This is a genomic window from Brucella sp. LJL56 (genome assembly GCF_054871705.1).
On record NZ_JBTXLQ010000001.1, the window covers coordinates 572200 to 585024 of the forward strand.

Genomic DNA, 12825 nt, shown 5'->3' on the forward strand with positions numbered 1-12825 from the left:
ATCGCCGCCCTTAACTTTTATGGGCCGCCAAACATAATGCTCGTGAGTACGTTCAAAATCTGGCCATTCCAATGTCGAATTACAATTGGTGGAGTCGCAGGTCGTGCATTTAAACTTGAGGGTATAGGGGTTGCTTCCGTGGCCAAAGATCGATGCGAGATCGCTGGCCAGAAACCGGGCACTCCGTTTGCAGGTACGGCACTCGGCCATTACGAACAATCGATGCCGTGAAGCCTGTCCAAGTGTTTTAATCGTGCTTGTCATGCACTAGGTATAGAACAAAACAGGAACTCAGATAAAGGACTATTCCGACGAACCAATTAGATCTGCGACCAATCGCGGTACAAATTCGCGAGCTGTCCGACCTGCACCGATTAATGTCGCAGATGCCGCACCCGTCCAGTTGCCATAACCAGCAAGCCACAAACCAGGTTCTTTAATGGATCGTTGTTCAATGACTTGAACCCGTCCGTTCGGTTCAACAACGCCGAGGGGTTTCAGGTGATCCGTTGCAGGACGAAATCCTGTACACCAGATTACCGCGTCGATTTTGGTCTCTGTTTGGTCAGCCCAAACGACACCATCTTCTGTAAATTGCTTAAAGGGGCGTACGGCGTTCAATACGCCTCGGTCCCGCGCGGCTTTTACCGGAGCGACCATAATAATGTCCCCAATTGTCGTATTGGCGTCGACATCTCCCCGTACGCGTGCACTGGCGTTTTCAAAAAGCACTCGGCCGTCAATTTCGTCAGGCAGAAACACTGGCGGCGTCAGTGTCACCCAAATTGTTTCTGCGACGGTACTTAAGTCAGCGAGAATTTGTGCCCCTGAATTGCCTCCGCCAACAATAAGCACACGCTGGCCAGCAAAATCATCGGCAGTTTCATAATGTGCAGAATGAATCTGAACGCCTGAGAACAGGTCCTTGCCGAGGTAGTCGGGGACAAACGGTTTCGACCATGTCCCAGTGGCACTGATAACCGCATGGCAGGTTCGGCTCGATCCATCCGCCAATATAACCCTAAGAACATCACTTTCACGGGTGACAGATTCTACCTTGTGTGGGCGTTCGACAGGAAACTTATAGCGTTCCTCATAACGCTGAAGGTAGCTGATCACTTCATCGCGCGTAGGATAACCATCTGATTCCCGACTGGGAGGCATCAGCCAGCCAGGGAGCGAACTGAAACTGGCAGGCGAAAAAAGGCGCAGAGAATCCCATCCATGCAGCCATGCCCCGCCTGGTTCATTGCCGTCATCCAGGATAGTGAATTCTACTTCAGCACGGCGGAGATAGTACGCAGCCGCAAGCCCGGTTTGACCTCCACCGATTATGATCACATCGTGATCGATTTTCGGGCTATCCATGGGTACCGGAGTATTCAGATTTATTGTCACGCTACCTATCCCCGCCAATGTACCATTACAAAGACAATCAATTGCAAGCAGCTTATAATGCCACCTTGGCTAATCGGGCTTTTTCAGACTCATTTTCCAGTCGGACCAATAACCCGAAGGCAATGAGCGAGGATACGCTACAAACAATAACGATTGCGAGCGCCGCCTTTACACCCAAATGCCCCATTGCGAATGCCATCGCAAATGGAGCCATTGCTGACACAATAAGCCGTGCCGACATTATTTTACCCTGCATTGCGCCATATCCTTCGCTTCCGAACAGCGAAAGAGGCAACGTCCCTGACACTATACTGAAGAGGCCGTTACCAAAGCCGAACAGACAGGCAAATATTAACGCCGCAGCTATGAATGGAGCGCCGAGCATCAGGCAGGTGACTGCAAGCGCCATTAGTGAGGAAGAAATGATCGCGAGTTTGATCGGAGCAAGGTTCTTGCCGCCGATCATGTTTATCAGACGGCTGGTCACCTGGGATGGACCAAACATCGCCCCTATCAAGGCTGCCGATCCTGCAAGACCAAGGCCTTTCAACATCGGAATCATATGAACGAGGATAGCTGCTGCGATCAACGATTGAAACGAAAGACCGATTAGCAGGTACATGAAACCTCGCCGACGAAAAAGCCTTGGCAGCGTCCCTTCAGTTATCGTGCGCGATCCATTCGCCGAACTTGTACGAGCTTTCGACGCGAGATTTCGCGCTAGCCAAAAGTGAACTGGCATACAAAGAGCGAAGTGAAGACATGCGAACAGCAGATAAATTTGCTGCCATGTCAGCCATTGCTGAAGAGATGTGGTGATCGGCCAAAAGATTGTCGAGGCAAATCCTGCAATCAAAGTCAGGTAAGTGATGCTGCGCTGTGCAACCGTTGGTGCAAGTTGCACCAGAAGAACAAAGGCCGCGCCGTACTGTACCAGGTTCGCGGCCACTTCGATAAGCGTCAGGGTTGCTGCGAATGTGACCGCATTCGGTGAAAAGGCACTGGCGACCAATGCAGTGGCCGCTATTATTGAGCCAACGGTCATCACGCGACCTGCACCGAGGCGATCAATTAGACGTCCCATCCAGGGTGCCAGGAAGCCCCCCGTCAGGAGAGCGACCGACAACGCTCCGAATATCCATTCATTCGAAACAGAGAAATCTTGCGCCATAGATGGCGCAAGAATGCTGAAGGAATAATATAATGTGCCGTAGCCAATATTCTGGGTCAGTCCTAGACCGACAATGGCGGCGATAGGAAGCCGTTGGACGCTCATGATGATTTTATCGCCATAGTTTTGCAGTTTAACGGCGTCAAAGAACTAAACCTGCATCATGCACAACATTGCGAGTTAGTTGGGTCACAGCAAGAACTGGCTCCTTTTATTTGCTCTGCCAGCCACCGATCTCTGGGTTTGCAGCTGGAAGGACGTGCCGTTAAAGCCACTTCAAAGGTACCGTTGGTCAGAAGCGGTGCAGTTGCGTAATAAAGTGCCATGGGCCGCTTTCCATCGCTGACTTCAAATGTGAGCCTGGCACCGGGTTCCAACTGGACGTGCTTCGATACTTTGTGAATGATTGCCGCGAATTTCGCCGCTGGCATATGGCTTCGGTCGTCTTCGTCTATGTCCCAGAGCTGAACAAACATCTCTGACCATGCTTCCGGATTAGCGCCACAATCCAGAGCAGAGAACTGACCTGCCTTGACTTAGGTAACATGATAGCCGGGTTTCGTTGGATGCCCTTCATAGAAGAACACCAACGGTGCCTCTGGGGCTTCTTGCAATCCATTGAGGAGATCGTCGAGGCTGATTTCAGGCGATACGCTCTTGTCGATTACGTTCATGTTCGGTATCCTCGATTCAATAATTCAAGGATTGTTGAAATATGGATGACCGTCAAGCTCTTTTATCATTTGCGGCACTCTCACAGGAAACGCGTCTTGGCATTATCAGGACGTTGGTCGTTGCTGGACGAGAGGGACTGGCCGCAGGAGCAATTGCGGAACGCATGGGCGTATCTCCGTCAAATGTCAGTTTTCATTTGAAAGAACTGGAAAGGGCGGGATTGATATCGCAACGGCGTGAGTCACGTTCGCTCATCTATGTCGCCAATTATCAATCCATGGCCGATCTCATCAAATTTCTGATGGAGGACTGTTGCGCGGGCGATCAGATCATTAAGGCGACTGTGGAGGAACCAGATGGCTGCTGTACTTCTGGGCGGGAAACGGAAGCTGGGTCACTTCGCTGAAGCAGACTCATTTGTTTCAAAATGGCTGGAATATTGAGCGCTCGCACAACAGGATGTCTTGCGAGACGCTCAATCTTTTTCTGAATTCAGATTGATTTCAACGAAACACGCTTTTCGAGTTTGGCTGCTTCTTCCTTGCGCTCGCTATAACGGTCTGTGAGATGATCCGAGATGCCACGCGTCAGAAGTGTAAACTTCATCAGTTCTTCCATTACGTCCACCACGCGATCATAGAACGACGAGGGTTTCATCCGTCCAGCGTCGTCAAATTCTTGCCATGCCTTTGCGACGGATGACTGGTTTGGAATGGTGATCATTCGCATCCATCGTCCAAGAATGCGCATCTGATTGACCGCGTTGAAGCTCTGCGATCCGCCTGATACCTGCATCAATGCCAGAGTTCGGCCCTGCGTCGGACGAATTGCTCCACCCGGCAAAGGAATCCAGTCGATCTGCGATTTCATGACGGCGCTCATGGCTCCATGACGTTCTGGACTGGTCCAGACTTGCCCTTCTGACCAAAGCATTGCCTCACGCAATTCCTGAACCTTCGGATGCTCTGCCGAACCATCGTCAGGCAAGGGAAGACCATTGGCGTGAAAGACACGCGTTTCAGCACCCATCGCATCGAGCAGACGCTGTGCTTCCAGCGTCAGAAGCCGACTATAGGAACGATCACGAAGTGAGCCATAGAGCAAAAGGATACGAGGCTTATGCTTTGGAAAGTCGGCGCGTAGTGCATCCAGGTCGGGCAATGCGAAGGAATTCTGATCGAGGTTCGGCAGGTCCATGTCAGCGGGACTTTCTTTCATAGGTGATGACTTCTCCGTCCTCTTTGGTGAATGACGACACCGGGTTTTCCAGAATGTCGAGAACCAGTTCTGACGGACGGCACAATTTGGTGCCAAGTGGCGTTTCCACGATTGGACGATTGATCAGGATAGGATGCGCCATCATGAAGTCGACCAGTTCGTCATCGGTCCAGTTTAGATCGGACAATCCCAACTCGGCATATGGTGTGCCTTTCTCGCGAAGGAGTTGGCGAGGCGTCATCTGCATTGCTCGAAGCAATTCAACCAGTCGTTCTCGCGACGGCGGATTTTGCACATATTCGATGACAACAGGCTCTTCGCCGCTGGCATGGATCAAGGCCAATGTGTTGCGAGAGGTGCCGCATTTCGGATTGTGATAGATCGTAACTGACATCAGAGTTTTCCTGTTTCGCTGACTGGCTTTTGATTGGCACCGCGTTCGTACCAACCCTTTGAGCGGTTCACGATCCAGACGACCGAGAGCATGACGGGCACTTCAACAAGAACGCCAACCACTGTTGCAAGTGCTGCGCCAGATGAGAAGCCGAAAAGACTGATTGCGGCTGCTACAGCCAGCTCGAAGAAGTTTGAAGCACCAATCAAAGCCGAGGGACCGGCGACGCAATGTTGCTCGCCTGAAATGCGATTCAACAGATAAGCGAGGCCAGAGTTGAAATAGACCTGGATGAGGATCGGGACGGCCAGCATTGCAATGATCATGGGCTGTGCGATGATCTGCTCTCCTTGAAACCCGAAAAGCAAAATCAGGGTAGCGAGAAGGGCTAGGAGAGAAATAGGTTGGAGAGCATTCAGAAGGCGCGTCAGGGACTGCTGTCCACCGCCCTTAAGAAGGCCACTGCGCAGGACTTGCGCAATTATAACGGGGATCACAATGTAAAGAACGACAGAAATTACGAGCGTATCCCACGGCACGGTGATTGCAGACAAACCTAGAAGCAGTCCAACAATCGGTGCAAATGCGATGACCATGATCGAATTGTTTAGTGCCACCTGAGAGAGCGTGAAATGCGGCTCGCCTTTCGTCAAATTCGACCAGACGAACACCATTGCCGTACAAGGGGCCGCTGCCAGAATAATCAGCCCAGCAATGTAGGAATCGATCTGGTCTGCAGGCAGATAAGGGCGAAACAGCCAACCGATAAATAGCCAACCGAGAAGCGCCATAGAGAATGGTTTGACGGCCCAATTGATAAATAGCGTGACACCGATACCGCGCCAATGTTCTGTGACTTGCTTAAGCGCCCCGAAATCGATTTTCAGAAGCATCGGAATAATCATAAGCCAGATCAGCACAGCGACTGGGATATTGACGTTTGCGACCTCGGCAGAGCCAAGCAGATGAAAGAATGCTGGGAATATATGCCCCAATGCGACACCGGCGACTATGCAAAGCGCCACCCAGACAGTCAGATAACGTTCGAAAGTGGACATCAGTTATTCTCCACATTTGTCTGTGTGCTACCTTCCATGGTGCCGATTTCTTTCAGATTCTTTTGAAGCGCCATGCGGTCTATCGTGGCGTGGGGAAGGCTCAGGAAAGCCGATATCCGGTTCTTCAGAAAGCGGGCCGCCTGTGCAAAGGCGCGCTGTTTTTCTGCGTCATTTCCTTCGGCAGCGGCAGGGTCTTCGATGCCCCAGTGGGCTGTCATCGGATGTCCGATCCAGACAGGGCAGGCTTCTCCGGCAGCGTTGTCACAGACCGTGAAAATGAAATCCATCTGAGGGGCGTCGGTACCTGAAAACACGTCCCAACTTTTCGAGCTCAGGTTCTCGGTGGAATAGCCGAGAGCGTCCAGTTCCTTGATCGCGAGGGGATGCACTTCGCCCTTCGGCTGGCTACCAGCCGAAAAAGCTCGAAAACGTCCTTCGCCATCCTTGTTCAGGATCGCTTCGGCCAAAATTGAGCGTGCAGAATTGCCCGTGCACAAGAAGAGCACGTTATATACATGGTCAGTCATTTGATTAGTCCGTTAGATGAGGGCCAAAATCATCGAGAATAGTTCATTGCGTTGCCGCTTTTGGTTCGCAGCACGGTGTCAGGCTTTCAATTAAAGGCGCACAAAGTTTCGCATTGCCACCACAACAGTCGTTGATCATGAAAAGCGTCAGATCTCGAAAACGATCAAGATCAGCGCGATAGATGATCGAACGGCTCTGACGTTCGCCCCTCACGAGACCTGCACGCGACAACGTCGCAAGATGCGCGGACATTGTGTTCTGCGGAACATCCAGAATGCGTGCCAGTTCCCCTGCCGGAATACCGTCAGGTTCGTGCTTTACCAGCAGGCGGAATGTGTCGAGCCGTGTTAACTGAGCGAGGGCAGCCAGTGCCGCAATTGCGTCTTCGTTTTCCATATATCCAGAATAACGGATATATAGCCGTTGTCAACCTGCTCTGATAAATTATTGGTTTCCAGTCGCACTATGTGGCGCTGCGATTGTTTCGGGCAATGGAGACTGCTTTTCCGAAAATAAAACAAAAAGGTCATCCCCAGTGTTTTTGATAATCTGGGCCCTTCGATTCTGGCTGCTGAGCCTTTTCGGGGTGAGTTATAATCACTGGTAACGGTGCAGGAAGATCGGGTCCGACAATGATTGCTTCACCTTGCGCCAACGATGGAATGAACGCTGCCGCATCACGATCTAGATCGCCGCATGCTCTTTCAATTGTCTCCCGGTCGCGATCATTGGTTAGGCGGTGTACAAAAAGAGTTCCCAACTGGCTTAGAACGTCGGTCGGAACGTCTCTCGGTCGCTGTGTGGCAATAGCAGCCGTTAGACCAAATTTTCTGCCTTCTTTTGCAATCAATCCAAAAGCATCCAGTGAGATACGGTTGGTATCATCACCTATGGAGCGTCCCACGAATTGATGAGCTTCATCCAGGAAGCAAATGAGCGGGCATTCTTTGAATGCTTCTTCTCGCGCTAAATTCAGCAGGTATCGACCGATTGTATTTAGTAATATCTCGCGCGTATTATATTTAAAACTGACGCGTTCAAACGACAGTAAAAGCGCATTCTGTTTTGGGTCGTCAATAAAACTTTTGATGATTTCACATACGTCTTCGCCGTCTTCAGAAAATAAGCATCTCATTTCTGAAGAGGAAAGATAGTTTTCTATTCTGACGATCAACGAATTACAGAATCCTAGCGCGGCATCATCTACCTTGCCATAAAATCCATTAACATTGGCGTCGTAAGAACTATGCTTAACACATTCGTCCCGAATTTGGGCAGAGAGTAGGTGAATATCGAAGTCGCAGAATTGCGAGTCCAGATCGGAAGAATGATTGATCAGAGCCTTACTAATGGAACTCCGACTTCGCCCAACTTTTATGATCGTTCCACTTTCCCTGATCTCAATGAAGTGGTTTTTCTCTTCCAAATATATTGTGTTACCATTTGCTTGTTTCTTAGCGCCAAATTTTTGCGGATCACTTCGTAATAGTGCTGATAATCTGAGGTTTTTAATTGCGCTTCGTAAATTGGGACCTTGCATCTGAGTGGAAGGCGTCAGAAGGCCGTACAGGTCGGTTTCCGACAGATACTTGTAAGGAAACCTTACAAGCGGGTGCTGTGCATCACCTGTCGAGAAACGGTACTCTTTCGCCCCAGCTATTCTACCTTCGAACTCCCCAGTCGGGTCGAACAATATACATTTGCCTTTGAGACGAACCACTTCGTTAACAAGTCGCGATAACGTCCAGCTTTTCCCGCCACCCGTTGCACCAAATATGCCGCAATGTCTGCCAAAGAGTTTTTCTGGCGGGATCATAATATAAGCGTCATTCAGTCCAGAAAGGCGTCCCAGCTCGATGAGGCTTTGAGCACCTTTTTCCGTTGTTGTTTCGCCAGAAAGAGCAGATTGGATCGCCGCTGCGAGTGCGTGTCCTTCCGCTAAATATACGCTGTCTCCAATCCTAGGCTGGGTGTTGATACCGCGAGAAACTTCTTTCGTTGTTTTATCAATTGTGGCCAACAACTGAGCGCGGCCTTGTGGATCGGTGACGATTTCCTGCTCCAGTTGACGTTCCAACGCCGAACGTTGACGCTCCGGAACGATGACTTCTGTCAAACGACCAAGAACTATCGCTGTGTCACAATCAATAAAAAGGAAATCGCCAGTTGTACCTCTGGCGAGACCCCGTTGTCCGGAGATGGCCAGACCTAGCGGAACCGTCAGTTCAACAGACGAGGCTCCCACTCGGGTTACGGTACCCACGCGCTTATCAGGATCGATCAACGCATAATCGTTTGTTGCAGTCATTACACGCCCCCCAGATCTTCCAAACGCATTAGAAGCCTCTGGCGGTCGGTTTCGCCGGACACAGAAGGAATCGCGTCAACCAGATCTTCAAAGCGCCCGTTAAGGACCGTTAGTCTGTTGTCCCCTTGCTGGATCAAGCGCATCAGTTTCAATTGATATTTATTGGGCAGAAATTCCTCTGCTTTCAAAGCGTGATCAGGTTGGATAGCGTCTAGCTTCTGTTCTTCAATAAAGCCTGGATCAACAAGTACTAGTTTTAAGGAAAGGTTGGATTCTACGGCAGACCAGATAGGTGAGCTTATATGATCGTCTGCGAAGCCAAAACCTGCGATGAAGATAGTAGTATCTGGCTCTCTTAATGCAGATTGAAACGCTGCAAACATGTCCAGATAAGGCATTTCGAACGCCTCTTGATACTTCGTTGATCTCGGATAGATCAAAACAGGAGCGAGTTCATTTCCTTCGCCTTTGGCTCGCCGAATAACCGCGCCGTCTGATCTTCTTCTCCAGTCAACGGAACCATGCATTTTGTACAAATGAAAGACGCTGTCGATGTAATCGGCCTTTGTGCCAGACGATGATCTTCGTACGATATCGGTTTGAAAAAAATCTCGATTAAAGCGTTGTTCGGCACTGTGCGAAAATCCGTCAATGAAAACAATGCCTAGCCGCGCTCCAGCTTCTTCCAGACAAAGATCATAGTTGGTGGTAAACAGCTTTACGCGCTGTTTCTCAGCACTTCGCTTTGAAAACTTTCTCAGCAAATTCGAATGAGCGGGGAGAGATGTATTCTCGTTTACAAAACCAACCTCGCTCAAAATAGCGGCTTCGGCCTGCGAAATAAAATCTGTAAGAACGGCTACTTCTGATTTCGGGTCTAAATGAACATCATTTGTCGCACGAACGCTGAGCAGCTCCAGTTTCATTTTACAGAGACTAAGCAGCTTTTCGATATTACCTGCGCTATTCTCATTCGGTCCAGACGGCTTGCCCAGTAATTCATCGGCGATGTCGTCGAAGCTTTGACCGTCTTTAAGTTTTTCTTCGTCAATTTTTTCGCGTACAGCATTCCAGAGTGTTGCCATTCCAGGGGCTTGGTTTCCACCACTAGGATTTACAGCGGAGACAGATGCACCCGACCCCAAGAGAAATATGACATTTGTAGAATTGAAGGCATTGCGAAGCGTCTCTCCGACCTTATTCTTCGCTCCAGGGATTGTCCTGCTACTGACATCTTTAGGATCGGCAGGTTGGTCTTCCCAAGCGAGCCACCTGTCTTCGCGCGTGTACAAACGCAAATACTCGGCCATACCCGTCTTTTTTTTCCAATAACCGGTCACGCCCCCTCCGATTCGATCACGCAAACTGGACGCCATGTTCCATCATTTATTCGAGCTTAGTAAGGTGCAAAGAGCCTTCCTGTTCGCAATCCAAGCAACAGATAAATGAAAATAGCAAATCTTATTAGCCCCGAGCAAAAGGCCTCACTATCATTCTCGCAACTGGGCGCGAATGATCATTGATTAGTAAGAAGGGGAATGATTTAGGAACTCTAACGAAATCACGTGAACGGTTTATCTAGAGTTTCACTTCGGACAACGAGTTCCTTTTACCCAACTTCATACATGCTTGGGCGAGCTCATGTTCCAGCCGTTCGCAGCGCTTTTCCAGCTCCCAAACGTGTAACGATGCATCGTGTAAGCGTGTGGCCAGAACGCCCACATGACGCTCAAGGGTTATTTTATCCTCACGAAGAAGTCTGACGAGTTCTGCAGCCGATGGTGGGCGCTCATCCAAAAAACCCTTGTTCATTGCAGCTAACACTGCTTCCCGAACTTTAGGATAACGGCAACCTGCGGAACCGATTAGTGTTCTGCTTCTACCCGCTTCACGCGCTACTGTAGCGATAGTAACTCGCAAACAGCCCCGGTTTGCAAGCGCTACATTTCGGTCGTCTCTCGGATTACCACTTTTTATCCGATTAAGAGCTTGCATCAATGCAATCTCGGCATCGGACTTTTGTTCCTTTACTTTCTTAGTGAGTTTCATTGTGTATCCCCATTCCCACTTCGTCGAAAGCCCCGTTCGCTTCGACACCGAGCCTTCGAAGGATCACAATCGAAGTGCGGACCGCTTCCGCTGCAACCGCAGCGGCCCCGAATTCGCCCGCGACTCTATTTGATTCGTACACTGCCAAATTGCTGTCGTATCTCGCCTGCCAGAAGTCGAGGTTATCGGAGAAAACTAGGAAATTTGCGCTCTGACAACATATGCCTGGCCGTCTGGTACCGTAGTGAGGATGTCGTGCACTGAGGTCAAAGGCCCCATTCGCTGTGTGGTGACAACGGGCGCATTCACTACGAAATAAGCAATTTCCCCATGGTGCGGGCCAAACGCGAACATCGTCCTCCTTTAGCGAAAGCGCTAGCCTAGAGATACGCTCTCCATCAGTACCATCCCTGCCGATCAGTTGCTCAATAGCCTGCCGCCTTTCGCAAATTTTTTCCGTCATGTTTCCAGCGGCAGGCCTGCCGTTTAAGACATCGAGTATGAACTTTGATGCTGCATAAGTGGCTTCATCATCAATAAGCCCGAGCATTTCCGGGTCCACTCCTAGATAACCCCGCTCTGTCATAGCAATTGACATATGCTTAAAATGATCACGCACGCCGTGCACTAAGCGAGCATCTGAGCGAACCATATAGATAGCGAAACTCTTTCGCCATTGATGCGTCGATACTCGCCAAGACTGCAAGTCCGGCGGAATATCGACATTTTCTTTGATCCATTGATTCTGGGTAACACGCAGTGACCCGCTTAATATCCTGCCGATTGAACCGGCTTCTCTCGGGAAGCCTCGAGCAATCTTAAACGAAACAAGAAGCTCCTTGCGATTATCTAAGTCTCGCCATGGTCGGAAGAGTTTCCATAATATTGTGATTGCTCTAACTGCGGGTGGGATATACTTTGACCCCATAGGTCGGGACCCTGCTAGCCACTCAACGTTCTCAAACACATCTTGTTGTTTAAATACCCGTCCGTGCAAATGGAATAGTTCTGTCAGCCCGCTGATTGACGGGGAGGTACTGATGCAACTCGGCCAAAGGTCTTCTTCCTGCATATTACCAGCGATAATTCCGCAGATCTCGCTAACTCTGAGTCCAAGCATTCCCTGCACGGCTATTATTGCCGCATCTCTAACTTTTATAAATAGATTCCTAAGTTCATTTATCGCATTATTCTTCGATAGAGTTCGAGAACGATTTCCATGCTTTTGGCAAGGCCACTTAAATTTATATTTTGATAGCTCCCTGTTAATATAAAATCCGTAAGAGTTAGATCTTAAATGTAAAACATCTCTGCGTGCCTTCAGGTGAATCTCTTGCAGTTCTAAAACATCGGCGGCTCGAACATCTAACCATTGCAAAGCCTTATTCATACTACCTAGAAAGATGGAATCTGGCACTGCGGGTATGAACCCTATATCGCCATAGGCCCCCGAAATTTCCATAACCGTTTCATTGGCGGTTCTCCCACCAAAAGGATGACGCGCCATTACTAAATCTGGAACATCACGGAACAAATTTGACTGCTCGTATATTCGACAAAGTATATCTGCGTACCTATGAATCGTACCATTTGATGGAGCAGATAAATAATGCTCACCAGACACCATATCCTCAATATAGTTTATACATATAATTGGATCCATCTGGGAGAACTTCGTAAGTTCGTTTGCGTACATCCATTGTATCAAATATTTTAGCTCACTAAAAAGATTTGAATACGTAGCTACTTTTGGATTTCTACCTCTTTGATTATTATTTATTATTGAATAAAATAATAGTTTCGCGTGCTCAAGAAGTCGACCGTTCTCTTTATCAGAAAGAAAAACACCATTTGCTAGTGGAATCTCCCATCGTATAACTACATTTCTACATCCAGCAGTCGTCGCCTCAAAATACCATATATTATCATCCCAACGACTTCTCTCAGAGACATAACATTCTCTTAAGTTAAGCAATTGAAACCGAAAAGAATTATTATCATCAACCAATGAAAGGGAAGTTTTCAT

General features: G+C 49.1%; 12 protein-coding genes and 1 pseudogene. 1 reads left to right on the forward strand and 12 read right to left on the reverse strand.

Going from position 1 to position 12825, the window contains the following annotated elements:
* Positions 1-303: 303 nt before the first annotated feature.
* The 3 genes and pseudogenes from ACYSN1_RS02815 to ACYSN1_RS02825 all read right to left on the reverse strand — a co-directional run bounded on the left by ACYSN1_RS02815 (position 304) and on the right by ACYSN1_RS02825 (position 3243).
* The gene (locus ACYSN1_RS02815; RefSeq protein WP_235913381.1) at positions 304-1398 is read right to left on the reverse strand and encodes an ArsO family NAD(P)H-dependent flavin-containing monooxygenase; all 1095 of its coding nucleotides are present in this window, start codon (positions 1396-1398) and stop codon (positions 304-306) included.
* Positions 1399-1450: 52 nt separating this feature from the next.
* Positions 1451-2674 carry an arsenite efflux MFS transporter ArsK gene (gene arsK, locus ACYSN1_RS02820; protein ID WP_151591265.1) on the reverse strand — a complete coding sequence of 408 codons (1224 nt, stop codon included), beginning with the start codon at positions 2672-2674 and terminating at the stop codon, positions 1451-1453.
* Between the two features lie 56 nt (positions 2675-2730).
* Positions 2731-3243, reverse strand: a pseudogene (locus tag ACYSN1_RS02825) (DUF6428 family protein).
* 41 nt (positions 3244-3284) lie between these two features.
* Between ACYSN1_RS02825 and ACYSN1_RS02830 the strand changes: the two are divergent.
* Entirely contained in the window at positions 3285-3650 is a 366-nt protein-coding gene (locus tag ACYSN1_RS02830; RefSeq protein WP_151591261.1) for an ArsR/SmtB family transcription factor, read from the forward strand.
* 86 nt (positions 3651-3736) lie between these two features.
* Here the strand turns inward: ACYSN1_RS02830 and arsH are convergent, their stop codons facing one another.
* From arsH to ACYSN1_RS02875, 9 genes are all read right to left on the reverse strand, one after another.
* On the reverse strand, positions 3737-4462 hold the full coding sequence (gene arsH, locus ACYSN1_RS02835) for an arsenical resistance protein ArsH (RefSeq protein WP_151591259.1): 726 nt from the start codon (positions 4460-4462) through the stop codon (positions 3737-3739).
* Positions 4443-4856 (reverse strand): arsenate reductase (glutaredoxin), encoded by a 414-nt coding sequence (gene arsC, locus ACYSN1_RS02840; RefSeq protein ID WP_151591257.1) that lies wholly within the window; start codon positions 4854-4856, stop codon positions 4443-4445. Before arsC ends, arsH begins: the two co-directional genes overlap by 20 nt.
* The gene (arsB, locus tag ACYSN1_RS02845; RefSeq protein ID WP_151591255.1) at positions 4856-5914 is read right to left on the reverse strand and encodes an ACR3 family arsenite efflux transporter; all 1059 of its coding nucleotides are present in this window, start codon (positions 5912-5914) and stop codon (positions 4856-4858) included. Before arsB ends, arsC begins: the two co-directional genes overlap by 1 nt.
* Positions 5914-6441, reverse strand: coding sequence for an arsenate reductase ArsC (locus tag ACYSN1_RS02850; RefSeq protein WP_151591253.1), 528 nt, complete (start codon positions 6439-6441; stop codon positions 5914-5916). The genes arsB and ACYSN1_RS02850 overlap by 1 nt, the downstream gene beginning before the upstream one ends.
* Before the next feature lie 43 nt (positions 6442-6484).
* Complete coding sequence (locus ACYSN1_RS02855) at positions 6485-6838, reverse strand: ArsR/SmtB family transcription factor (protein WP_151591251.1); 354 nt, start codon at positions 6836-6838, stop codon at positions 6485-6487.
* A 130-nt stretch (positions 6839-6968) separates the two neighbouring features.
* Positions 6969-8750 (reverse strand): ATP-binding protein, encoded by a 1782-nt coding sequence (locus tag ACYSN1_RS02860; RefSeq protein ID WP_151591248.1) that lies wholly within the window; start codon positions 8748-8750, stop codon positions 6969-6971.
* A complete protein-coding gene (locus ACYSN1_RS02865) occupies positions 8750-10090 on the reverse strand; it encodes an SIR2 family protein (RefSeq protein ID WP_151591246.1) in 1341 nt (446 codons plus the stop codon). Before ACYSN1_RS02865 ends, ACYSN1_RS02860 begins: the two co-directional genes overlap by 1 nt.
* 238 nt (positions 10091-10328) lie before the next feature.
* Entirely contained in the window at positions 10329-10799 is a 471-nt protein-coding gene (locus tag ACYSN1_RS02870) for a hypothetical protein (protein WP_151591244.1), read from the reverse strand.
* Complete coding sequence (locus ACYSN1_RS02875) at positions 10786-12825, reverse strand: site-specific integrase (protein ID WP_461724310.1); 2040 nt, start codon at positions 12823-12825, stop codon at positions 10786-10788. The genes ACYSN1_RS02870 and ACYSN1_RS02875 overlap by 14 nt, the downstream gene beginning before the upstream one ends.

Coding starts and splice junctions, on each gene's coding strand:
- ACYSN1_RS02870 (WP_151591244.1), bottom strand. CDS start 10,799: ATGAAACTCACTAAGAAAGTAAAGGAACAAAAGTCCGATGCCGAGATT.
- ACYSN1_RS02875 (WP_461724310.1), bottom strand. CDS start 12,825: ATGAAAACTTCCCTTTCATTGGTTGATGATAATAATTCTTTTCGGTTT.
- arsK (WP_151591265.1), bottom strand. CDS start 2,674: ATGAGCGTCCAACGGCTTCCTATCGCCGCCATTGTCGGTCTAGGACTG.
- ACYSN1_RS02850 (WP_151591253.1), bottom strand. CDS start 6,441: ATGACTGACCATGTATATAACGTGCTCTTCTTGTGCACGGGCAATTCT.
- arsC (WP_151591257.1), bottom strand. CDS start 4,856: ATGTCAGTTACGATCTATCACAATCCGAAATGCGGCACCTCTCGCAAC.
- arsH (WP_151591259.1), bottom strand. CDS start 4,462: ATGAAAGAAAGTCCCGCTGACATGGACCTGCCGAACCTCGATCAGAAT.
- arsB (WP_151591255.1), bottom strand. CDS start 5,914: ATGTCCACTTTCGAACGTTATCTGACTGTCTGGGTGGCGCTTTGCATA.
- ACYSN1_RS02860 (WP_151591248.1), bottom strand. CDS start 8,750: ATGACTGCAACAAACGATTATGCGTTGATCGATCCTGATAAGCGCGTG.
- ACYSN1_RS02830 (WP_151591261.1), top strand. CDS start 3,285: ATGGATGACCGTCAAGCTCTTTTATCATTTGCGGCACTCTCACAGGAA.
- ACYSN1_RS02855 (WP_151591251.1), bottom strand. CDS start 6,838: ATGGAAAACGAAGACGCAATTGCGGCACTGGCTGCCCTCGCTCAGTTA.